Annotated in this window: 19 protein-coding genes; 15 read left to right on the plus strand and 4 right to left on the minus strand. The window is 59.6% G+C overall.

The window, feature by feature from the left end; all coding sequences use genetic code 11:
• Positions 1-8 precede the first annotated feature (8 nt).
• Positions 9-2714 (plus strand): UvrD-helicase domain-containing protein, encoded by a 2706-nt coding sequence (locus tag NQ014_RS06705; RefSeq protein WP_257074422.1) that lies wholly within the window; start codon positions 9-11, stop codon positions 2712-2714.
• Between the two features lie 21 nt (positions 2715-2735).
• Here the strand turns inward: NQ014_RS06705 and NQ014_RS06710 are convergent, their stop codons facing one another.
• Both NQ014_RS06710 and NQ014_RS06715 read right to left on the minus strand, forming a co-directional pair.
• A complete protein-coding gene (locus NQ014_RS06710) occupies positions 2736-3227 on the minus strand; it encodes a hotdog fold domain-containing protein (RefSeq protein WP_070438524.1) in 492 nt (163 codons plus the stop codon).
• 151 nt (positions 3228-3378) lie between these two features.
• Complete coding sequence (locus tag NQ014_RS06715; RefSeq protein WP_070642918.1) at positions 3379-4086, minus strand: M23 family metallopeptidase; 708 nt, start codon at positions 4084-4086, stop codon at positions 3379-3381.
• A 534-nt stretch (positions 4087-4620) separates the two neighbouring features.
• Between NQ014_RS06715 and NQ014_RS06720 the strand changes: the two genes are divergently transcribed.
• The 14 genes from NQ014_RS06720 to NQ014_RS06785 all read left to right on the plus strand — a co-directional run bounded on the left by NQ014_RS06720 (position 4621) and on the right by NQ014_RS06785 (position 21745).
• Entirely contained in the window at positions 4621-6435 is a 1815-nt protein-coding gene (locus NQ014_RS06720) for a DUF6350 family protein (RefSeq protein WP_257074424.1), read from the plus strand.
• A 57-nt stretch (positions 6436-6492) separates the two neighbouring features.
• On the plus strand, positions 6493-7146 hold the full coding sequence (gene purN, locus NQ014_RS06725; protein WP_016422166.1) for a phosphoribosylglycinamide formyltransferase: 654 nt from the start codon (positions 6493-6495) through the stop codon (positions 7144-7146).
• A complete protein-coding gene (gene purH, locus NQ014_RS06730; RefSeq protein ID WP_257074425.1) occupies positions 7143-8690 on the plus strand; it encodes a bifunctional phosphoribosylaminoimidazolecarboxamide formyltransferase/IMP cyclohydrolase in 1548 nt (515 codons plus the stop codon). The genes purN and purH overlap by 4 nt, the downstream gene beginning before the upstream one ends.
• Before the next feature lie 199 nt (positions 8691-8889).
• Positions 8890-9483 (plus strand): TetR/AcrR family transcriptional regulator, encoded by a 594-nt coding sequence (locus tag NQ014_RS06735; protein WP_257074426.1) that lies wholly within the window; start codon positions 8890-8892, stop codon positions 9481-9483.
• A 307-nt stretch (positions 9484-9790) separates the two neighbouring features.
• The gene (locus NQ014_RS06740) at positions 9791-11371 is read left to right on the plus strand and encodes a carboxyl transferase domain-containing protein (protein WP_257074427.1); all 1581 of its coding nucleotides are present in this window, start codon (positions 9791-9793) and stop codon (positions 11369-11371) included.
• Between the two features lie 54 nt (positions 11372-11425).
• Complete coding sequence (locus NQ014_RS06745; protein WP_257074428.1) at positions 11426-13519, plus strand: acetyl/propionyl/methylcrotonyl-CoA carboxylase subunit alpha; 2094 nt, start codon at positions 11426-11428, stop codon at positions 13517-13519.
• A gap of 79 nt (positions 13520-13598) precedes the next feature.
• Positions 13599-14768: an acyl-CoA dehydrogenase family protein gene (locus NQ014_RS06750; protein ID WP_257074429.1), complete on the plus strand. Its 1170-nt coding sequence runs from the start codon at positions 13599-13601 to the stop codon at positions 14766-14768.
• A gap of 2 nt (positions 14769-14770) precedes the next feature.
• Positions 14771-15313, plus strand: a complete 543-nt coding sequence (locus NQ014_RS06755) for a MaoC family dehydratase (protein ID WP_257074431.1) — start codon at positions 14771-14773, stop codon at positions 15311-15313.
• Between the two features lie 7 nt (positions 15314-15320).
• Positions 15321-16199, plus strand: coding sequence for a CoA ester lyase (locus tag NQ014_RS06760; protein ID WP_257074432.1), 879 nt, complete (start codon positions 15321-15323; stop codon positions 16197-16199).
• 101 nt (positions 16200-16300) lie between these two features.
• Entirely contained in the window at positions 16301-18055 is a 1755-nt protein-coding gene (locus tag NQ014_RS06765) for an AMP-binding protein (protein ID WP_306438518.1), read from the plus strand.
• 4 nt (positions 18056-18059) lie between these two features.
• The gene (locus NQ014_RS06770; RefSeq protein WP_257074433.1) at positions 18060-18812 is read left to right on the plus strand and encodes a CoA transferase subunit A; all 753 of its coding nucleotides are present in this window, start codon (positions 18060-18062) and stop codon (positions 18810-18812) included.
• Entirely contained in the window at positions 18813-19481 is a 669-nt protein-coding gene (locus NQ014_RS06775; RefSeq protein ID WP_005509864.1) for a CoA transferase subunit B, read from the plus strand.
• A gap of 58 nt (positions 19482-19539) precedes the next feature.
• The gene (locus NQ014_RS06780; protein WP_257074434.1) at positions 19540-20748 is read left to right on the plus strand and encodes an acetyl-CoA C-acetyltransferase; all 1209 of its coding nucleotides are present in this window, start codon (positions 19540-19542) and stop codon (positions 20746-20748) included.
• A 133-nt stretch (positions 20749-20881) separates the two neighbouring features.
• Positions 20882-21745, plus strand: coding sequence for a CoA ester lyase (locus NQ014_RS06785; RefSeq protein WP_101687784.1), 864 nt, complete (start codon positions 20882-20884; stop codon positions 21743-21745).
• Here NQ014_RS06785 and hypD read toward each other — a convergent pair whose 3' ends face one another.
• Positions 21746-22897 carry a hydrogenase formation protein HypD gene (hypD, locus tag NQ014_RS06790; RefSeq protein ID WP_257074480.1) on the minus strand — a complete coding sequence of 384 codons (1152 nt, stop codon included), beginning with the start codon at positions 22895-22897 and terminating at the stop codon, positions 21746-21748.
• Between the two features lie 16 nt (positions 22898-22913).
• The gene (locus NQ014_RS06795; protein ID WP_257074436.1) at positions 22914-23183 is read right to left on the minus strand and encodes a HypC/HybG/HupF family hydrogenase formation chaperone; all 270 of its coding nucleotides are present in this window, start codon (positions 23181-23183) and stop codon (positions 22914-22916) included.
• Positions 23184-23235: the final 52 nt, after the last annotated feature.

A 23235-nucleotide genomic window follows, 5' to 3' on the forward strand; every position in this document is an offset into this window, starting at 1 on the left:
TAGCCATCATGGGAAATGAAACTGGAATGCTGTTCGGGTCCTTCAATGCTGACGATGGCCGCAGTGGCGATAGCCATGCTGGTTCGAACCACGGTGAGTCGGGCGGTGCTACGCCTGGCCGCGGTGGTTTCGGCCACTTCGCCGGCGCTGGTAGCAATAGCGCGCCGAGTGGCGCTGCCAGCTTTGGCGGCGGTTTTGGCGGCGGCTTCGAGCCCAGTTTTGATTCAGAGTCGCTGCTAGAGGGGCTTAATCCGCAGCAGCGCCAAGCAGTGGAGCACATTGGTTCACCACTGTTGATTGTGGCTGGAGCTGGTTCGGGAAAGACGTCTGTGCTGACGCGCAGGATTGCATACCTAATCGGTGCGCGTGGAGTGCTGCCAAGCCAAATTTTGGCTATTACCTTTACCAATAAGGCCGCAGCCGAGATGCGCGAGCGTGTGGCCGGTCTGGTCGGTGACCAGGCGCAGCGTATGTGGGTGTCCACGTTCCACTCCATGTGTGTGCGCATCCTGCGCATGCAGCATGCGTTAGTACCGGGTCTTAATTCCAATTTCTCTATTTATGATTCGGACGACTCCCGGCGTTTGCTGTCCATGATCGCTAAGGACATGGACCTGGATGCCAAGAAGTTCACCGGCCGCGTGCTCTCGTCGCGTATCTCCAATCTCAAGAATGAGTTGATTGATCCGGAGAAGGCCATCGCGGATGCCTCGACGACACGCAATCCTTTTGATGACGTCGTTGCACGGGTTTACCTGGAGTACCAGACCAGGCTGCGGGCGGCTAATGCCGTGGATTTTGACGATCTAATCGGTGAGGTCGTTCGGATCTTCACCAATCACCCGCAGGTTGCAGAGTATTACCGTTGCCGCTTCCGGCATGTGTTGGTGGATGAGTACCAGGACACCAACCATGCGCAGTATGTTTTGGTCTCGACGCTCGTCGGCAAGCCCGGTGGAGATGTGCCTCCGAGTGAGCTGTGTGTGGTGGGCGATTCGGACCAGTCCATTTATGCCTTCCGTGGTGCGACTATTCGCAATATTGAGGAGTTTGAGAAGGACTATCCGGAGGCCACGTCGATTCTGCTGGAGCAAAACTATCGCTCGACGCAGACGATTCTGTCGGCGGCCAATGCGTTGATTGCGCGCAATGAGAATCGCCGGGAGAAGAAGCTGTGGACCGATCTCGGTGAGGGCGGCAAGATCAAGGGCTACGTGGCGGACAATGAGCACGATGAGGCTCGGTTTATCGCTAACGAGATTGAGCAATTGGTCGACTACGGGCCGTACTCGTATTCGGATGTGGCGATTTTCTACCGCACCAATAATTCCTCCCGTGCGCTAGAGGATGTCTTCATTCGTATGGGCGTGCCGTACACGGTGGTTGGTGGCACCAGGTTCTATGAGCGTAAGGAAGTACGCGATATTGTCGCCTACCTGCGCGTTATTGAGAACTTCGACGATGATGTTTCGCTGCGTCGCATTATCAATACGCCGCGGCGTGGAATCGGTGACCGTGCGGTGGCGCATGTGTCGCTCTATGCCGAAGACGAGAGGTGCTCGTTTGGCACGGCACTGCGCGCCGTAGCTGAGGGCAAGGTTCCGGCGGTGGCGGCGCGGAGTCGAAACGCGATGGCGGCGTTCGTCGAGATGATTGATGGCTTGGCGGCGGATATGGCATCCGGTGAACTGTCCGATATCGGTGACTTGGTCAATGCGATTATTGATCGCAGTGGGTACAAGTCGGAGCTCGAGCGCTCCAATGATCCGCAGGATGCCACGCGCCTGGACAACCTCAATGAGCTCGTCAGCGTTGCGCGGGAGTTCTCTGCAGAGGCGCGGATGATGTCGTCGGTGGATATTAGCGCTGATGTACATGAAGGCTCTGGCGCTGCAGCCGATGCTGAAGGCGGTGCTGATTCCAGTGGCGAGTCCGAGGTGGAATCTGGAATCGCGAATGACCTCGCGCGTGATTTCACGGCCGACTTCGACAACGATGGGGAAGCGGAGCCGGGAAGCCTGCAGGCATTCCTCGAGCGAGTTTCTCTGGTGGCGGATGCGGACCAGATTCCGGATGATGACACCGGTGTAGTGACGTTGATGACGCTACATACGGCCAAGGGCCTGGAGTTTCCGGTGGTATTTCTCATCGGCTGGGAAGACGGACTGTTCCCGCACCTGCGCGCCCTGGGCGATCCGAAGGAGCTGGCCGAAGAGCGGCGTCTGGCCTATGTGGGTATTACCCGAGCTCGCAAGCAGCTGTATCTCACGCGAGCTGTGACTCGGTCCTCGTGGGGTTCGCCGCAGAATAATCCGCCCTCACGTTTCCTGGGGGAAGTCCCAAGCGACCTGATCGATTGGCTGCGCGAGGCTCCGACTCGCAGCTGGGGCGCCGGTTCTGGTGGTTTTGGCTCTGGCGGCTACGGCGCGGGCAGCGCGTTTGGTCGTGGCCATGGTGCCTTGTCGGGCTTCGGCTCCAGTTCGGGCTTCGGCTCGGGCTCGGGTGGGTCCGCCAGCTCTGGTGCGTCATCCCGAAAGAAGAATCAGGTCTTGCACCTAGAGCCCGGTGACAAGGTTGTTCACGACAAGTACGGCTTAGGCACTGTGCTTGAAGTCCAAGGGGTCGCGCCCCGGGCAACTGCGATGATTGACTTTGGATCCGCAGGTAAGGTCCGCATGATGCTTATCGGCGGTGTGCCAATGGAGAAGCTGTAAAAATCCACCACCGCCTGGAGGCTACTTAGGCTTCTTCGCCGTCACCCAGCAGTTGATGGTGGCATCTTGCACTTCGGTGCCGCCTGCGTCGGTCAGCACGATGTGGACGGGAAAATCTACCCCACCAGTTTCCGGTGTGATGGTGGAGAAGTCCGGCAACTCAGCCTTGGCCACAGCCGTCAGCCCACCGACGGAGATGCGTTTGTAGTTCGTCGTCATGCCCTTTGGCACCCAGCGATGCGTTGTTGGCACGCTGGCCTCACAGAGCATGCCCATCGCGAATTCAGCGAGGTTACACGCAGCAATCGCATGCACGGACTTAATGTGATTACGCACGCCCCACCAAGCGGGCATGCGCGCTACCGCCAGTCCAGGCTGCATCGTCTCTAGCTTGGGGCAGATCGTGCGAAAATATGGCGCCGTCAATGCGGCGGTTAAGGAAAATAGACGCTTGCCGACGACTGGAGTCGCAGCCAACTTCTTCCACATGCGGAATGTTTGAGTCTCTGCCATGTGTCAAGAGTAAAGCCCCAGTACCGGCGGCGATGCCGGTTTCTGAAAAATTAATCAGGGGAGGCTTGCCGCCGCGGTCAAACAGGGGCCGGTGCACAGGTAGGGCCTTCGCAGAGCGACCAGGCCTGCTCGTACCTGTGCCGATACCTGATTAGTTCAGGTTCAGACCACGCTGGATGAACCAGGTCACCGGGTCGACCGGGGTGGTGCCATCCGGGTGGATCTCGAAGTGGAGGTGCGTACCGGTGGAGAAGCCGCGGTTGCCCATACCAGCAATGACCTGACCAGCTCGGACAGCTTCGCCAACAGCAACGTAGATGGACTCGATGTGGCCGTAGACGGAAACAGAGCCGTCGTCATGGCGAACACGAATCCACTGGCCGTAGCCCTGAGCCGGGCCGGCATCGATAACTGTGCCGTCCATGACGGACATGATTGGGGTGTTGGTGACGTTAGCCAGGTCGACACCATAGTGGAAAGTGCCCCAGCGTGGACCGAACGGTGAGGTCAGCAGCCCCACGGTCGGGATGGAAAGCTTCGGAGCGCGGGCAGCCTCATCGCGGGCAACGCGCTCTTGGTTGTACTGCAAGGCAGTAGCGAGGTGGTCGCTGAGGTTAGTGCTCGGGCTGAAGGAGCTGGACGCCAGCACCATCGGAGCATTGTTCTTCGGCTGGGCAGCGCGGGTCTGAGTAGAGGCTGAGTTTTCTGGAGCCTTATTCTCGGTCTCAGCTGCGTGGGCGACCGCGTTGGAGGACGCGATTGTCGATGCGGATAGTGCGACCAGTGCTGCACGAGAAGTTGCGGAAACCTCTACCTTGCGGTGCTTTCCGCCTCCGCGACGAGCATTGAAAAACGTCACTTCAATCTCCCTGCCAACAAAACTCTTTGTAACCCAACTGTTATTTAACCCCTGTGATAATAACGGTTCGATATAGGGCAAGCAACTCATATTTAGAGAACTTGTTCACTAATTTGTCAGTTTCAGTTCAATAGAGCCGTGCTGTGGCCATGGTGTTGTGGCCTTTTATCACAGGTCCGGCAAAGCGCAACTGGTGTGTTTCCAGGGGGTTTATGGCAGATGCCCCTTAATCGAGGGGTGGGTAGGGGGATTGGCAAGTAGTTTTGGGACGAACCAAGGGTGTGGCAGTGGGGGTGACAAAAGGTAACACGCCGCTGTTGACAAATGGAAACCAAAGGTGAAGCCACTTTGGGGGGGGATGGCAAAGGAGGTCGGATTCGATGGATATCGTCCGTCCCTGGGATTCACACTTTCAAACGAGACTCTGCAATGCCTGAGCAAAGAGGCGTTGTATATATGGCACTATATGGCCATGGCTGTGACGCACACGTGCGCGCCACCTTATCCATGTAGGTAGGGAGTCAGCCGTCAACGATGAGACGCAGGAAGGACGATGCCACTGTGAAAGGCGCGGATTCGCGGAGAGGATCCTCCGGTAGCGATCGAAATCGGCGAAGCCGCACCGGTGCCGGTGGTAGCAGCGGCAGCTCCCGCGGCGTCCGCAGCGAGCACAGCGAACGCACCACCCGCGCATGGCAGAATACGCAAGCGGGTCAAACAGGGGGCGCGCGCAGCGAAGGGGCTGGCTCAAATCGAGGTACCGCTACGAAGATGAAGGCGGGGGTCTCCGGGACGTCGTCACGCATCGGGCGGTTCTCGGGTTTCCGTCGCCTCATAAACTCGCCTCGTGCACGCCGGTTTGGGCTGTCTGTTGCCGGTTCGTACGGCGTCGTATTGCTGTTCATCATCTCGGTAGCGCTGATTGGCGTCATCGTGAGGGGCGCTGGAATGTCTCCGCTTCCAGCGAGTATCGCGTCGATGTGGATGATCTTTAACCTCGCACCGTTCCGCTTTAACGGCACGACGCTGGGGCTCACGCCAGCACTGCCCGCGGTGCTGATGGTGCTGTTCATCGCCTGGCGTGTACGCCGCGAAGTCGCCGACCGCATCAGCATCAAGGACGTGCGCGCGCTGGTCGGCGCGTATCTGGGTACGCCGATAGTGCTCACCATCATCGCGTGGCTCATGCTTTACGACGCGTCGAAGGTGTTTCCCCGCATTCAAACTCCCAGTTTCGGCCTTGCGATTGCAGCCGCGCTGCTCGTAAATCTCGTGGCCTTGGTGCTGGGGATGGGGCAGCGGTTGCTGCGTGCACTACTGTTGCGCCGGAAGCTGCCGGAGTGGTTGCTCGGGTCGGCGCGACTGGCGGGCAGCTACGTGGCATGGCTGTGGCTGGTCGGTGTTGTGGTGACACTCGTTTCGCTGATTTGGCATCGAGGATTGCTGGCCGAGACATTTGCAATTACGGATACGGCTGGTGAAAGTGTTGCGGTCAGCGGTCTCTCGTTGCTGTACCTGCCAAATGTGGCCTTCGGTGCTGTCGGTGTGCTGGTAGGCGGAAAATCGACCTTTGGGCCTGCGGAGGCTGGGCTGTTCGCAGTGCACCCGGCTCAGCTACCACCCCTGCCGATTCTGGCTGCCATGCCTCAGTCGCTGGCGCACTGGGCTTTCGGAGTGCTGATTGTGCTACCGCCAGCCGTTGCAGCTTGGCGTGTCGTGGCATTCCTGAAGAAATCTGCACCGAAGCAGCCCTACCTGGTCGTCGTTCTCGCTGCCGTGTGGTCGATCATGTTCCTAATGGGGCTGGCTTGGTTGCTCGGCGGTGAGGTTGGCATCTTTGGGTGGGCCGGTGCCTCCTGGTGGCTGACTGGCCTGCTCGGCTCGATGTGGCTGGTTGTTCCGGGGGCCATCGTGGTGGTTGCGATGACCGGTGTGCCGTCACTTGGTAGGGACAAGGGTGTCTCGGAAGTGGCCGCTGAGAAGTTCCCGCCGAAGCCTGCAGAAGATGGGGACGGTCACGCTGAGGCTGAGGATGCCGGCGACGCCGATAAGTCCGACAATGACGGGGACAGCTCGGAGGAGTCAGAGGAGTCGGAGGAGATTGTCGACGGGGAAGTCGTGGCGACCTCCGAAGACGAAGCCGAGTCCGACACAGAGGATGGCTCAGAGTCTGAAGATGCTTCAGAAGACGCTGAGGAATCGGACGACTCTGAAGAGGATTCGGAAAGCGCCGCAGGCGGAGAAGAGCCGAGCGAAGTAGATGCGACCGACGAGGACGAATCCGATGATGACACCGAAGACTCGGAGGAGGGTGGCGACGGGGAACCGTCGTCAAGCCAAAAGAGCTAAGCCAACTTAGGGGGAGCGGAATTTGGGGTCTCTGTCGGGCTGGGTAAGCTAAACGCCGTGACTGAAGCACAGCCCGTCGCAGAAATTTCGCACAATAATTCCTCCAGCAAGCAGCTCCGCATCGTAGTCCTGGCCTCTGGCCTGGGCTCCCTTTTGCAGTCGATGCTGGAACTGCTGGACGCTGAAAAGGTTCAGATTGTCGCGGTTGGTTCGGACAAGGATTGTCCGGCGCTGGAGAGGGCTCAAAACCTCAATATCCCAACTTTTCGGGTGCCTTTCGATGCTGAGGCAAAGAAGGACCGAGAAGGTTGGGATATTCGTGTTTTAGAGGCCGTGAACAGTTTTTCGCCGGATATCGTTGTCTCGGCGGGTTTCATGCGCATTCTGGGGCCATCATTTGTGGAGGCCTACAGCAATCGCATCATTAATACGCACCCAGCGCTGCTGCCGTCCTTCCCAGGGGCGCGTGCGGTACCGGATGCACTTGACTATGGGGTGAAGGTCACCGGCACGACCGTGCATATCGTTGATAATGGAGTGGACACCGGGCCGATTCTGGCGCAGCAGCCAGTGGCCGTCGAGGACGACGACACGGTGGAGACCCTGCACGAACGAATCAAGGTTGTCGAACGCCGACTCCTGGTTGATGTATTGCACTCGATTGCCGATCACGGAATTGAGCGTGACGGACGAAAGGCTTATCTGAAATGACCAACGACAACACGCAGCGTAAACCAATCAAGCGCGCTCTGATTAGCGTCTACGACAAGACTGGGCTCGAGGAGCTGGCTCGTGACCTGCACGAGGCTGGCGTGGAAATCGTTTCCACCGGTTCCACGGCTGGCAAGATTGCTGCAGCTGGCGTGCCTGTGACCCCGGTTGAGGATCTCACTGGTTTCCCGGAGTGCCTCGAGGGTCGTGTGAAGACTCTGCACCCGCGTGTTCACGCCGGCATTCTGGCTGATACCCGCAAGGAAGACCACCTGGCTCAGCTGAAGGAGCTCGGTGTGGAGGCTTTCCAGCTCGTTGTCGTTAACCTGTACCCGTTCCGTGAGACCGTTGCCTCGGGCGCTTCCTACGACGAGTGCGTGGAGCAGATTGACATCGGAGGCCCGTCGATGGTTCGCGCTGCGGCGAAGAACCACCCCTCGGTCGCTATCGTGGTCGACCCGGCTCGTTACGGCGATGTCGCTACCGCCGTGAAGGAAGGTGGCTTCACCCTCGAACAGCGCCGTGAGTTCGCTCGTGACGCATTCCTGCACACCGCCGATTACGACGCAGCTGTGTCCAACTGGTTTGTTGAGCAGCTCGGTGGCGCTGAGGGGTCCACCCCGACTCCGCTGCGCTACGGCGAGAACTCTCACCAGTCGGCAACCCTGACCCGCATTGGTACCAAGGGGCTGGCAAACGCCAAGCAGCTGAACGGCAAGGAGATGTCGTACAACAACTACCAGGATGCCGACGCCGCATGGCGTGCCGCCTGGGATCACGAGCGTCCGTGTGTGGCAATCATCAAGCACGCTAACCCGTGCGGTATCGCAGTTTCGGATGAGTCCATCGCCGCAGCTCACCGCGCAGCTCACGCATGTGACCCGATGTCCGCATTCGGTGGTGTCATCGCCGTCAACCGCGAGGTCTCCGTTGAGATGGCCGAGCAGGTGAAGGATATCTTCACCGAGGTCATTGTCGCTCCGTCCTACGAAGACGGTGCCGTTGAAATACTGAAGGCCAAGAAGAACCTGCGCATTCTCGTCGCCGAGTACGAAGCACCGACCGCCGAGAACAAGTTCATCTCGGGCGGCCTGCTCACCCAGGAGCCGGATACGTACCAGGCAGAGGGCGATAAGCCAGAAAACTGGGAGCTGGCCACCGGCGAGGCTTTGAATGCCGAAGAGCTGGCTGAGCTCGAATTCGCATGGCGCTCCGTCCGCGCTGTGAAGTCCAACGCCATCCTGCTGTCCAAGAACAACGCCACCGTCGGCGTCGGCATGGGCCAGGTCAACCGCGTGGACTCCGCAAAGCTCGCCGTTGAGCGCGCAAATACGCTTGCCGACGGAGAAAACCGTACGCAGGGGGCCTACGCCGCGTCCGATGCCTTCTTCCCGTTCGCTGACGGCCTGCAGGTCCTCATCGATGCCGGTGTGAAGGCAGTGGTCCAGCCAGGTGGCTCCATCCGTGATGAAGAGGTCATCGCTGCTGCCAAGGAAGCTGGCGTCACCATGTACATGACTGGTACTCGCCACTTCTTCCACTAATTCCTTATTGGGTTAAGGGCTAACCGCCGAGGTGCTAACTGTCACCTCGGCGGTTTTTCTCTAATCGGAAGTGAGCGGAGATGGAGCCGAGGATGCGTGTCTGTTGTCGAGCCGTGGTCTATGTGAACACTCGCTGAAGGCCGGCGCCGGTGAGAATTATGCAGACGAAATGGCTCCAATGCGTTTAACATAAGGGCTTATGTCACGTAGAACCGAAGCGCGACGGCGTCGAGAAGCAGAGATTCTCTCCGCTGCTGCTGCGATCCTGGCCGACCGAGGATTTCATCAGACTCGGTTGGAGGATGTCGGCTCCGCTGTCGGCATTTCTGGCCCAGCTCTTTACCGCTACTTCAACGGCAAGGAAGAGTTGTTGGCGCAGATCCTCATCGATATTTCTATCAGGCTTGTCGATGGTGCGCGAGCAGTTCTCGATCGGGCAAAGAGTAATAATTGGGGTCCAGAGGAGACGCTTCGGGGACTCCTTTCGCATCACGTGCATTTTGCCGTCACGGAGCCCGATCGCATTCGCGTCCAAGAGCGCGAAGGGGGAAATCTGGCGCCAGAGCAGAGCGCAAAAGTGCGTTCCTTGCAGCGTCTTTACATGGTCTTATGGGTGGATGCTCTGCGTGAACTGCAGCCCGAACTCACCTCCGATGAGGCGCAGCTTAAAGTCCAGCTCACCGCTGGGTTGATTAACTCTTCCAGGCACGTGCTCAAATGGGCGGGGCCCGAGGCGACAAGGGAAAATGCCTTTGAGATGGCCCTCGCTGCGCTGGGCATTAACAACCAATAATCCGCATTCATTTTTCTGCCGTCTGGCCTCACTGCGCTCAGCAGTGTTGGGGTCAGGCGGTTTTATTGTGTGGCGCGGTCGGTCTTATCCGAGTGAATTTACCCCCGAAACAGATTTCTAGGAGAAACTTACATCTCTGTCGGAAACATGTCGTGACCTCGGGGAGGGGTGCGTACTTCGAGCCGCCTTAAAGGCTCTCGGGGGTGGAACTGTGGTCTAGGAAACAAAATTTGTTGTGAGGTGACTGGGGTCACATTAATCTTTCCGTCAAGAAAGTTAATAGTCATTAACGGAAAGTATTTCGCCCATGACTCACGCCCCAGCATTGACCAACCGACAGCGCCACGAAGAACTCGTTGCAGAGCTCAAAGAGCTGCTTAGCACAACAGCACGCGGTGGTTCCGAACGTGCCCGTGCTCGCCATATTTCCCGCGGTAAGCTGCTGCCACGTCAGCGCATCAACCAACTGCTTGACCCCGGCAGCCCTTTCCTTGAGGTCGCACCTCTAGCGGCTCACGAAATGTATAGCGGCAAGGTTCCGGCTGCTGGCGTCATCGCCGGCATTGGCATCATCGAAGGTCGTCGCTGCCTGGTTGTCGCCAATGACGCAACCGTTTCCGGCGGTACGTACTACCCGTTGACTGTCAAGAAGCACCTGCGCGCACAGGAGATCGCCAGCCTTAACCACCTGCCGTGCATTTACTTGGTCGACTCCGGCGGGGCCATGCTTCTCAACCAGGATGAAGTTTTCCCTGATCGCGATCATTTCGGTCGTATTTTCTACAACCAGGCCAACCTCTCCGCTCGCGGCATTCCGCAGATTGCCGCCGTGATGGGATCCTGTACCGCCGGGGGCGCCTACGTGCCGGCAATGAGCGATGAAGCGGTCATTGTGAAAAACCAGGGCACCATCTTCCTGGCAGGCCCACCACTGGTTAAGGCTGCAACTGGTGAAGATGTCACGCCAGAGGAACTCGGTGGTGGCGAACTGCACTCCAAGACCTCCGGAGTTACTGACCACCTTGCGGTTAACGATGCCGACGCACTGCGTCGTGTCCGCGATATCGTCGCAACGCTCCCCAAGGACCCGGAAGTTCCGTGGGACACAGAACCCACCGTCGCGCCGACTCGCAACCAGACCGATCTTTACGATGTCGTCCCCGTCGATGCCAAAGTGCCTTACGACGTCCACGAGGTCATCGAAATCATCGTGGATGGCGGTCAGTACCAGGAGTTCAAGGCCGAATTCGGTACGACCCTGGTCACTGCTTTCGCCCGTATCCATGGTCACCGCGTCGGCATTATCGCTAACAACGGTATTCTCTTTGCGGAATCAGCGCAGAAGGGCGCGCACTTCATCGAGCTGTGTGACCAGCGCGGCATCCCACTGGTATTCCTGCAGAACACCACGGGCTTCATGGTTGGTCGCGAATACGAGGCCGGCGGTATCGCAAAGCACGGAGCCAAGATGGTCAACGCCGTGGCTACCACCCGCGTGCCCAAGTTCACCGTAGTCATCGGTGGTGCCTTCGGCGCCGGCAACTACTCCATGTGTGGTCGCGCATATTCGCCGCGCTTCCTCTGGATGTGGCCGAATGCTCGCATTTCCGTCATGGGCGGTCCACAGGCGGCGATGACGTTGTCGACGGTTCGTCGTAACCAGATTGAACGCTCAGGTGAGAGCTGGTCTCAGGAAGAGCAGGAGGAGTTTGAAGCTCCGATCCGCGAGCAGTTTGAGCGCCAGTCGCACTGCTATTACTCATCGGCTCGCCTGTGGGATGACGGTGTCATCGACCCCGCAGATACCCGCCGAATTCTTGGCATGGCCCTCGATGTGGCAAGCGGCGCACCCCTGGATGAACAGGGCTTCGGCGTCTTCCGCATGTAGTAACCAGCTAAAAACTCTCGACACCGCATTTTCTGGAAAGGAAACACAGGGCACATGACAGCGCATAACACGCAGCCCCACGCAGCTGGCGGCAGCCTGAGTACCGTATTGGTCGCAAACCGCGGGGAGATTGCCTGCCGCATTATCCGAACCCTTCGTGACAACGGAATTCGCTCCGTCGCGGTCTACTCGGATGCCGATGCCGACGCACCTCACGTACGCATGGCGGATATGGCCATCCACATTGGCCCATCTCCGGCACGCGAGTCCTACCTGGTCATCGACAAGATCATCGATGCCGCTCGCCGCTGCGACGCAGACGGAATCCACCCCGGTTACGGCTTTCTGTCTGAAAACGCAGACTTCGCGACCGCCTGTGAGGAAGCAGGTATTGAGTTCATCGGCCCACCGGCCAGCGCCATCAACACCATGGGTGACAAAATCTCCGCCCGCGCCGCCGTCGAAGCCCGCGATGTTCCCACCGTGCCGGGTCTATCTCGTCCCGGGCTTAGCGACGAGGACCTCATAGAGGCAGCCCCATCGATTGGCTTCCCAGTACTGATTAAGCCGTCGGCAGGCGGTGGCGGCAAGGGTATGCACCGCGTGGAAAACGCTGCTGACCTGCCGGCTGCGCTCGCAACGGCTCGTCGTGAAGCGGCGGGTGCCTTCGGCGATGATTCCCTGTTCATCGAGCACTTCGTCGACACCCCACGACACATCGAGGTGCAGATCCTCGCAGATAAGCACGGCAATGTGATCCACCTGGGCGAGCGTGAGTGTTCGCTGCAGCGACGCCATCAGAAGGTCATCGAGGAAGCGCCGAGCCCCCTGCTGGATGAGGAAACGCGCAGCGCAATTGGTGAAGCGGCCTGTGACGCGGCCCGCTCGGTCGGCTACGTCGGGGCGGGTACGGTGGAGTTCATTGTGCCGGCGAAGGACCCGTCGTCGTTCTTCTTCATGGAGATGAATACGCGTCTGCAGGTTGAACACCCGGTAACTGAGCAGGTCACGGGCCTGGATCTGGTGGCACTGCAGGTTGACATTGCCTCGGGACGCCCACTGCCGGTTGCTCAGGAAGATGTAACTCTCACCGGTCACTCGATTGAAGCTCGCGTGTATGCCGAAGACCCGGCAGCGGGATTCCTGCCCACCGGTGGCACGGTCACACGTGTCGTCGAGCCGAGCGGGGCGGGGATCCGGGTGGATTCCGGCATTGTCGACGGTTCCGAGGTCTCATCCCTCTATGACCCGATGTTGATGAAGATCATCTCCCATGGGGAAAACCGTGAGCAGGCGCTCGAGCGGTTGGATCGGGCGCTCGGAGACACCGTTGTCGCAGGTGTCGGAGTCAATATCGACTTTTGTCGCTACCTGCTGAACGTCCCCGAGGTTCGTGCCGGCGATCTTGATACCGGTCTGCTCGACCGCGTAGCGGAAGGCTTCGCCACCTCCGAAACACCAGACGATGTCTACCTCGCCGCTGCGATGGACTGGCTGACTGCTCGCTTTGAAGAGGCCACCGACTCGCCGTGGCTGACCCCGGATGGCTGGCGCGCCAGTACCCCTGCCGCGCAGCGCATCCGCTTCGGAACGGGGGAGGACTCGCGCCTGATCTCGATTGTGGGCACGCCGTCGAGCGCCGACGTCATCGTCGGTGATGTGGTCGCGGGCCTGTCCGCCGAAGCGGAGAACGAAGAGATCGACGTTCCAGAACCGCGGAACTACAAGGTTTCCGTCTACCGCGACGGGGAGCGCTTGCGCATCGTCCGCGATGGTGTCGCACAGCATTTCCTAGTCGAGACCATCGACAATGCGGGGTCGGCAAATCATGAGGAGTACGTCGTCACCGGTGCACACGGCACGTGGGTGCTCCCTCGCACCGAGGTAGTCACCACCGGAGCCGAAGCCGATGCCGGAGGCTCGGGAGTTATCCAAGCTCCGATGCCCGGCGCGATTATCGCGTTGGCGGTGGAGGAGGGAGCCCGCGTCGAAGTTGGTGATGCTCTGTTGGTCATGGAGGCCATGAAGATGGAGCACACTCTCACCGCTGAAATTGCGGGTGAGGTCAGCTTCACCGTCGCGCCGGGCGATCAGGTCACCGGTGACCAGCAGCTGGCGGTCATCACTGTGGCCGAAGCCGAGGAATAAAAGCCCACACGAAACGCACCAACCAGGTCTCACACCAACCAGGTCCCACACCTACAAAATCTTTTAAGGAGCACTCATCATGTCTGAAAGCACCAAGATTGCAACCGCTATCCTCGACGACGAATACGTGGAACTGCAGAAAGTAGTTCGCGAATTTGCCAACGAAGTTGTCGATCCGGTTTCCGCCGAGCACGATCGCAACCACACTTTCCCGTACGAGATTGTCTCGCAGATGGGCGAAATGGGCCTGTTCGGTCTGCCATTCCCCGAGGAAGTCGGTGGCATGGGCGGTGACTACCTGTCCTTCGGTATTGCCCTGGAGGAGCTAGCTAAGGTCGATCAGTCGGTCGCTATCACCCTGGAAGCCGGCGTTGGTTTGGGTGCCATGCCAATCTTCCACTTCGGCAATGACAAGCAGAAGGAGACCTACCTGCCCGAGCTGACTGCTGGTAAGAAGCTCGCCGGCTTTGGTCTCACCGAGCCAGACGCAGGGTCCGATGCCGGTGCCACCCGCACCACAGCCCGTGAAGACGGCGATGATTTCGTCATCAACGGTGGCAAGCAATTCATCACCAACTCCGGCACGGATATTACTTCGCTGGTTACTGTCACCGCAGTCACCGGTCAGAAGGAAGATGGGAAGAAGGAGATTTCTACCATTATCGTGCCGAGCGGCACGGAGGGCTTTGTCGCGGAACCGGCTTACGACAAGGTCGGTTGGAATGCCTCCGACACCCACCCACTGACCTTCACCGATGTTCGCGTTCCGCAGGAGAACCTGCTGGGCACCCGTGGTCGCGGCTTCGCTAACTTCCTGTCCATCCTGGCGGAGGGGCGTGTCGCAATCGCAGCGCTTGCCACCGGTGCTGCGCAGGGTTGTGTTGATGAGTCGGTTCGCTACGCCAAGGAGCGCCACTCCATGGGCCGTGCGATCGGTGAGTACCAGGCCGTTTCCTTCAAGATCGCACGAATGGAAGCGCGTGCGCATGCCGCACGCATGGCGTGGTACGACGCAGCCGCAAAGATGGCCGCGGGCGCAGATTTCCGTCGTGAAGCGTACATCGCCAAGATGATCGCCTCGGAGGCTGCGATGGACAACGCGCGCGACGCGACGCAGATTTTCGGCGGCTACGGGTTCATGAACGAGTACCGCGTGGCACGCCACTACCGCGACTCCAAGATCCTGGAGATCGGCGAGGGCACCACCGAAGTGCAGCTCATGCTGATCGCGCGCGGATTGGGGCTGTAAAAATGGCTGACAACAACGCAACCGAAGTCACCCACGACGTCGTCCAGCGCGGACTGTGGTTCGAAGAGTACGAGGTCGGCGCGCGCTACCTGCACCGTCCGGGGCGAACCGTCACCGAAACCGATGACGTCCTCTTCACGACGCTGACCATGAACACCCAGCCACTGCATCTGGATGCACACTGGTCGAGCCAGCAGCCGGGATTCGGAGGCGAGCGCCTGGTCAATTCAATGTGGACGCTGTCGACGGTTGTCGGGCTATCTGTCGGGCAGCTGACGCTCGGCACCATCGTCGCCAACCTCGGCTTTACCGAAGTGGCGTTTCCCGCACCGATGTTCCACGGCGACACCCTGTACGCAGAGACCGTCTGCCGTAACAAGCGCCTGTCCAAGTCCCGCCCCAACCAGGGCATCGTCGAGCTTGAGCACATCGGACGCAATCAGGACGGCACCATCGTCTGCCGCGCAGTCCGTTCCACGCTCGTCCAATGCGCACCGACTTCGCTTGACGACGGCTCCGAGAACGCCGCTTCAGCGGGGAAGTGAGTGGCTCATGTCTACGCATAACTCCTGGCAGCCGCTGGGCCCTGCAATTCTGTTTGCGCCGGCAGACAGGCCGGAACGGTTCGCTAAAGCTGCTGACCGTGCCGACATGGTGATTCTGGACCTGGAGGACGGCTGTCGCGCAGAAAACCGTGAGGCTGCCCGCGAGGCTATCGCCTCCTGTGACCTCGATCCAGCCCGCACCATTGTGCGTGTCAATCCACCGGAGGTTGAGGACTACGCAGCGGATATTGACATGTTGCGTGGCACCGCTTTCCGCCAGGTGATGCTGCCCAAGGCCTCCTCGGCGCAGCAAGTGGATGAGTTGGTAACGGCACTGGGGGAGAAGACCCAGGTCATTGCCCTCATCGAAACTCCGCTTGGGGTCATGCGCGCCGAAGAGCTAGCGCAGGCCGATGGTGTCGTTGCACTGTTCTGGGGCGCAGAGGACCTGGTGGCGGGATTGGCGGGAACGTCATCACGCTTTAGCGAAGCAGAGGCTGCACTCGCGCCGGGCCGTATCCATGCGGGCAGCTACCGCAGTGTGCCGGTACATACCCGCAGCCACGTTCACCTGGCGGCAGCGGCGCACGGTAAGGCCAGTCTGGATTCCATCTACGTCAATATCTCCGACGCGGATGGGCTAGCTGCGGAGGCAGCCGATGCCGCTGCGTTGGGGTTCGCTGCCACCGTCTGTATTCACCCAGGTCAGGTCCCGACAATCCGCCTGGCTTATCGCCCTAGCGACGAGGAGATTGACTGGGCGCGTCGGCTCTTGGCAGAAGCGGAAAAGAACACGGGTGCCTTCAGCTTTGACGGCCAGATGGTGGATGCGCCGCTCTTCCGCCAAGCAGAAGCCATTGCTCGGCGAGCCGCTGTAACCGGTTAGTCCCACGGCCGGTAACGACCACTGATTTATCCCCCTAAACAACACAATTCCCTCTCACACTCCGCACTATGCGGAGTCACATAAAACAAGGAGATCTCCCCATGACCGCGACATTGAAGAACCACGCAGAACAGCGCACTGCTGATCCTTCGAAGCTGCCGGAGGGCTTCACCACTGTGCCGGCACCATACGGCAAGGATGTTGTCGATGCTGATGGCAACAAGATGAGCCACGTGTTCGGCGCCGGTGTCGAGCAAGGAGCCGCTCCACTGCGCGATGAGACTCTCGGTGAGAACCTGCGTGCGATTGTGGAGAAATTCCCGTCCCGCGACGCCGTCGTTGACGTCTACGCGGATGTCTCCTTTACCTTTGAGCGTTTCTACAACCGAGTTCTGCGTTTGGCCAGCGCTTTCATCCGCGAGGGCTACCGACCGGGAGACCGTATCGGCATTTGGTCCACCAACCGCTGGGAGTGGACCGTGGTGCAGTACGCCTGCCACCATATCGGCCTGGTGCTGGTCAACATCAACCCGGCTTACCGCCAGCACGAGCTGAACTACGTGTTGGAAAAGGCAGGTGTGCGTATGGTGTTTGCCGCCCGCCGCTACAAGGACTCCGATTACCGAACCATGCTGATTGAGGCATCCAAGCAGCGCGGTGTGCGCCTGGACAAGGTCATCTACTTCGGCTCCTCCGAGTGGTACGAGCACATGCACAGCGAAATCGACGATCTGAGCGAATACACTTCCCAGCTGAAGCCGGACGATCCAATCAACATCCAGTTCACCTCGGGCACGACAGGCTTTCCCAAGGGCGCTACGCTAACGCACCGCAACCTGCTGAACAATGGATACTTCATCGGTGAGCTGTTGGGCTACACCGAGACCGATCGCATTTGTGTACCGGTGCCGTTCTTCCACACCTTCGGCATGGTGATTGGCACCTTCGCTGCCTTCACTCATGGTGCCGCTATTGTCATCCCGGCTCCGTCGTTTAAGGCGCGTGAAACGCTCAAGGCTGTGCATTCGGCTAAGGCCACCAGCCTCTACGGCGTGCCGACGATGTTCATCAATGAGCTTGAAGAAGCCCACGACCAGGAGGAATACGGCTCCCCTTACGACCTGTCGCTGCTGCGCACAGGTGTGATGGCAGGTACCTCGTGCCCGTCGAAGACCATGCGTGATGTGATGGACAAGCTCAATATGCGTGAGATTGCCATCTGTTACGGCATGACCGAGACTTCGCCGGTGTCCTTCCAGACCCGCGCAGACTCCCCGCTGGAAAAGCGCGTCAACACTGTCGGTCAGATCATGCCGCACTTGGAAGCCCGCATCATTTGTGAAGAAACGGGCGAGACGCTGCCACGAGGTGAACAGGGCGAGGTCGTCATTCGCGGTTACTCCGTTATGAAAGAGTACTGGGAGCACCCGGAAAAGACCGCCGAGGCCATCGACGCCGACGGTTGGATGCACACCGGCGACTTGGGTGTGCTTGACGACGAGGGCTACCTGTCCATCACCGGACGTATTAAGGACATGCTCATTCGCGGTGGTGAGAACATCTACCCGCGCGAAATTGAAGAGTTCCTGTTCACCCACCCGGCTGTCGTCGATGCGCAGGTCATCGGTGTGCCGGATGACAAGTACGGCGAAGAGATCATGGCATGGGTAATTCTGCACGACGATGTGGAAGATCTCACCGCTGAGGATGTGGCGGCCTTTGCCCACGGCAAGCTGTCGCGTCACAAGATTCCGCGCTACGTCCACGTCGTCGAGGAGTTCCCGATGACCGCGTCGGGCAAGGTCCGCAAGGTCGAGATGCGTGAGATGGCTCCGCGAATCCTGGGCTGGGTGTAGAACAATGTCAAAAACAACTGATCAGACCGGCCGCGAGCTTGTCGCAGGCCTCGTCACTGATGGAATGACCCTGGCAGTCGGTGGATTCGGTCTATGTGGTGTGCCATACACCCTCATCGAGGGCGTGCGCGACTCCGGTGCAAAAAACCTCACCATCGTGTCCAACAACATGGGCATTGACGGTACTGGGCTCGGCATTCTGCTGGAGAACAAGCAGGTGGCAAAGGTAGTGGCGTCCTACGTCGGCGAGAATAAGGAGTTTGCCCGCCAGTACCTCGAAGGCGAAATTGAGGTGGAGTTCACCCCGCAGGGAACTCTGGCGGAGCGGCTTCGCGCAGGGGGCGCAGGTATTCCCGCGTTCTACACCGCAACCGGCGTCGGCACGCTCGTTGCAGAGGGCAAGCCCCATGCCGACTTCGACGGACAGACCTACGTGCAGGAGCGGGGCATCGTTGCCGACATCGGCCTGGTCCACGCCTACCAGGGCGATATTGACGGCAACCTTGTCTATCGCCGGACCGCACAGAACTTCAACCCACTGTGCGCGGCCTCGGGCAGGGTGACCGTTGCGGAGGTAGAGCACTTGCTTGGCCGCGGTGAGATTGACCCGGATCTGGTGATGACTCCGGGGGTGTATATCCAGCACATCGCCCGCGGTGACGGTCGCGAGAAACTCATTGAAAAGCGCACAATTCGGCCCCGCAATACCGATTCCAGCCACGATGCCGGTGACGCGGCAGCAGGGGAGGAGATTTAATTGGCACCTGCGAAGACAATTATGGACAAGGGCTGGAGCCGTGACGAGATGGCACAGCAGGCCGCCGAAGAGCTGCGCGATGGCGACTATGTGAATCTGGGTATCGGCATTCCGACACTGGTGGCAAACCATATTCCCGAAGGTGTGCGCGTTCTGCTGCAGAGTGAAAACGGAATTCTGGGAATGGGCGCTTTCCCATATGAAGGCGAAGAGGATGCCGACCTTATCAATGCGGGTAAGCAGACCGTGACGCTGGTGCCGGGCGCGGCGATCTTCGACTCCGCCACCAGCTTCGGCATGATTCGCGGCGGTGCCGTGAAAATGGCTGTGTTGGGCGCGATGGAGGTTAGTCAGTGCGGTGACCTGGCCAACTGGATGATCCCAGGAAAGATGGTCAAGGGCATGGGTGGCGCGATGGACTTAGTCGCCGGCACCCCTCGAGTGGTGGTTTTGACCGATCACGTTTCCAAAGATGGCAAACCAAAATTGGTAAAAGCCTGCGAACTGCCCCTCACAGGTGCAAAAGTAGTGAAAAGGATTATTAGCAACCTGGGAAGCTTCGATGTCGCTGATGATCACCTGGTGCTACGCAGGCTGGCACCTGGGGTGACGCTGGCCGATATCGAGGCCAACACCGAAGCCGCATACGTGGTTGACCTCGAGAATTAAATACGCAGCAATTATGGTCAGTCCACACTCATCAGTTTTGACTTAGGAGAATCCATCCATGAGTAACCTTCCAGCTCCCAGCCCGAACGACGTCGTTATCCTCGCTGGTGCCCGCACCCCGCAGGGCAAGCTGCTCGGTCAGCTGGCACCGCTTACTTCTGTCGAACTCGGCGCACATGCTGTCAAGCACGCTGTCCAGCGTTCCGGCGTTGCTCCGGAAGAGGTTCAGCACGTCGTAATGGGCCAGGTGATTCTCGCAGGTGCTGGCCAGAACCCGGCTCGACAGGTCGCCATCAAGGCAGGTCTGCCATGGAATACGACCGCTGAGATCGTTAACAAGGTCTGCCTCTCGGGCCTAAACGCTGTCATTCACGCCGCTCGCTTGATTCGTCTCGGTGATGCAGACGTCGTTGTTGCAGGTGGTCAGGAGTCCATGACGCACGCTCCGCATGTTGCACGCGGGGTTCGTCAGGGCAAGTCCTTCGGTGCGCTGAAGCTGGAGGACACCTTGGAGCGCGACGGTCTGGTCGACTCCTTTGATGGTGTGTCCATGGGTACGCTTACCGACGGTCCGAACAGCGACCTCGGCATTAGCCGCGAGCAGCAGGACGAGGTTGCGGCCGCTTCTCACCAGCGTGCGGCTAAGGCGCAGGAAGACGGCATTTTCGCGCAGGAAATCGCTCCAATCGAGATTCCGCAGCGCAAGGGTGACCCGGTAGTTGTCGACACCGACCAGGGCATTCGCCCGGAGACCACGGTGGAGACTCTGGCTAAGCTGCGCCCGGTCTTCCTGAAGGAAAACGGCACCATCACTGCCGGTAACTCCTCGCCGATTTCCGACGGTGCCGCAGCAGTTGTGCTGGCATCGCGTGCCTACGCAGAAAAGCACGGCCTGGACTACCTCGCAGTTGTGGGCAAGGCTGGCCAGACCGCAGGTCCGGATAACTCCCTGCACGCTCAGCCTGCGGACTCTTTGAAGCAGGCCCTGCGTCGCGCTGAGTGGGATACGCAGGAGCTCGACTTCATCGAGATCAACGAGGCATTTGGTGCGGTGGCCGTCAAGTCCCTGCGTGAGCTGGACTACCCGCTGGAGAAGACCAACATCCACGGTGGTGCGATTGCCCTCGGCCATCCGATTGGCTGCTCCGGTGCCCGCCTGACTCTGACCGCTGCGATGGAGCTGAACCGTCGCGGTTCGGGTCGCGCTGGTGTGTCCCTGTGTGGTGGCGGCGGTCAGGGTGACGCGCTGCTGCTGTACCGCGACTAGCCGCAAAAGGCTGAAAAACTCAGCGAGCCCGCGTTGTGGTTTCCACTCTATGGATGCCACAACGCGGGTTTTGTTGTCTCCTGGGGGAGCCCCTGCGCGAAGGTGATTCGAGTTTTCAATTAGGTTAGGAGCTATGACAGGCTTTAGCTCCCTCGATGGTGAACAGACCTTCCCTTGGCTTCCCTCTGGCCCGGCGCTACTCTTCGCCCCGGCTGACCGTCCGGAACGTTTCCAGAAAGCTGCTGAACGATCGGACATGGTCATTATTGACCTGGAAGATGGCGCTGCCGTTGACAATCACGAGCAGGCACGTGCGAACATCATCAACAATCCGCTCGACCCGGAGACGACTATTCTTCGAATCACCGGTCCCGGGACTCCGACCTTCGCAGAGGATGTCGCTTTTGCCCGTGCATGTGACTACGACATCGTCATGGTGCCCAAGATTCGAGACTCCATTCCCGCAGAGCTCGAGGGGTTGAAGATTATCGCGATGATTGAAACCCCGCAGGCCATGATTAATATCCAGCAGATTGCCACGCACCCGGACGTTGTGGGTCTGTTCTGGGGCGCCGAAGACCTGACCGCCGAACTTGGTGGCGTGTCCTCGCGCCAGAGTGTGGATGAAAACCCTCGTCGCCACTACCGCGATCCGCAGCGATTGGCTCGTGCACTCGTTCAGGTGCATGCAGCTGCGGCGGGTATTGCCGCTATTGATGCCGTTCATACTGACTTTCGCGATGAGCGCGGCCAGTACCTAGAGGCTCTCGATGCCGTGGGCTGTGGTTTCTTGGCTACGGCCTGCATCCATCCGGCGATGGTGCCGCCGGTGCGCAAGGCATACAAGCCGTCGGAAGCAACGCTCGCCCGCGCCCGGAAGATTGTCGATCACGCAGGTACGCACACTGGCGCCTTCCAGCTCGATGGCGAGATGATTGACGCGCCCGTCGTAAAGCAGGCGGTGGCAGCGCTCGCGCGTGCGGGAATTACGGAGTAACTAGCGGCGGGATTTCGCCAGGTTCTCGGTGACCTTCCGATCGATGCGGCCGAAGTTGTAGTACGCCGCACAAGCGCCTTCGGGGGAGACCATGCAGGTGCCGATGGGGGTCGCCGGGGTGCAGGCGGTGCCGAAGACCGCGCATTGCCAGGGCTTGATGTGGCCGGTGAGCACAGATCCGCATTCGCAGGTCACGGGGTCTGGGATACGGCGCCCCGGCACCTGGAAACGGCGCTCGGCGTCGAATGCCGCGTATTCCTCAGAGATGCCGAGGCCGGAGTTTTCAATCCATCCGAGACCACGCCACTCGAAGGTGTCGCGGAGGGCAAAGACACGGTCCATGAGTTTCTGCGCGGTGGTGTTGCCGGAGGAGCGAACGACGCGCGCGTACTGGTTGTCCACCCGCGACTTACCGGCAGCAACGTCGCCGCTGACGAATTGATCCAGCAGCATAACGACGGCCTGGAGTACGTCCAATGGCTCAAAACCGGTGACCGCCACTGGCAGATTGAACTCGCGCGGCAGGAACTCAAAGGCGTCCGTGCCGGTGGTTGTAGCCACGTGACCTGGTCCGATGAAACCGTCGACCTTGGTTTCGCCGCCGTTGACGATAGCGCGCAGTGGCGGCTCGATGAGTACGTGGTTGGAAAACACGGAGAAGTTTTCCACTCCCTGACGGCGGGCGGCCTCAATGGTCACGGCAGTCGACGGAGCGGTGGTCTCGAATCCGACGGCGAAGAAAACAACCTGTTTATCGGGGTTATCGGTGGCAATCTTCAGCGCGTCGAGAGGCGAGTAGACAAAGCGCACATCGGCGCCGCGCGCACGTGCCTGCATCAGCGACGTTTCGGACCCCGGCACGCGCATCATGTCGCCGAAGGTCGTGAAAATGACATCTTGCTGCTGTGCCAGCCAAATGGCATCGTCGACGCGGCCCATGGGGATGACACAGACGGGGCAGCCGGGCCCGTGAATCAGCTCGATGTTTTCGGGTAGGAGGTTTTCCAAGCCGTAACGGTAAATGGTGTGCGTGTGCCCGCCACAGACCTCCATCAGTGCGATGGGCTTTTCCAGCTTGGTGGCCTCGCGTTCAATGCGTGCGAGCAGCTTTTTCGCAGCGGCGGGATCTCGGAATTCGTCAACGTATTTCATGGTGCCGTCCAGCCCCTCAGTCGATCTGTGACGATGAGAAGGATTCCAGCTCATCCTCGTAAGCGTCGCCGCCTAGTTGTTTGATTTGCTGGAGCGAGAGTCTGGCCTCTTCCTCGTCGATCTTGCTCATGGCGAAACCAACATGTACGAGCACCCAGTCACCGGCGGTGAGGCTCTCGTCAACAAGTAAATCGGTGGAAATCATGCGTGCGACGCCACCAATCTCCACTGTTGCACGGGCAGCATCGTGGACTTTTGTGATGACGGCAGGGACACCAAGACACATACGCTTCTCCTCGTTTGCAATACTTATCGAGACTACCATCGGGGGCAGCGAG

Source organism: Corynebacterium sp. 5QC2CO (genome assembly GCF_024580435.1).
In the GTDB taxonomy this organism is placed as follows: domain Bacteria; phylum Actinomycetota; class Actinomycetes; order Mycobacteriales; family Mycobacteriaceae; genus Corynebacterium; species Corynebacterium jeikeium_D.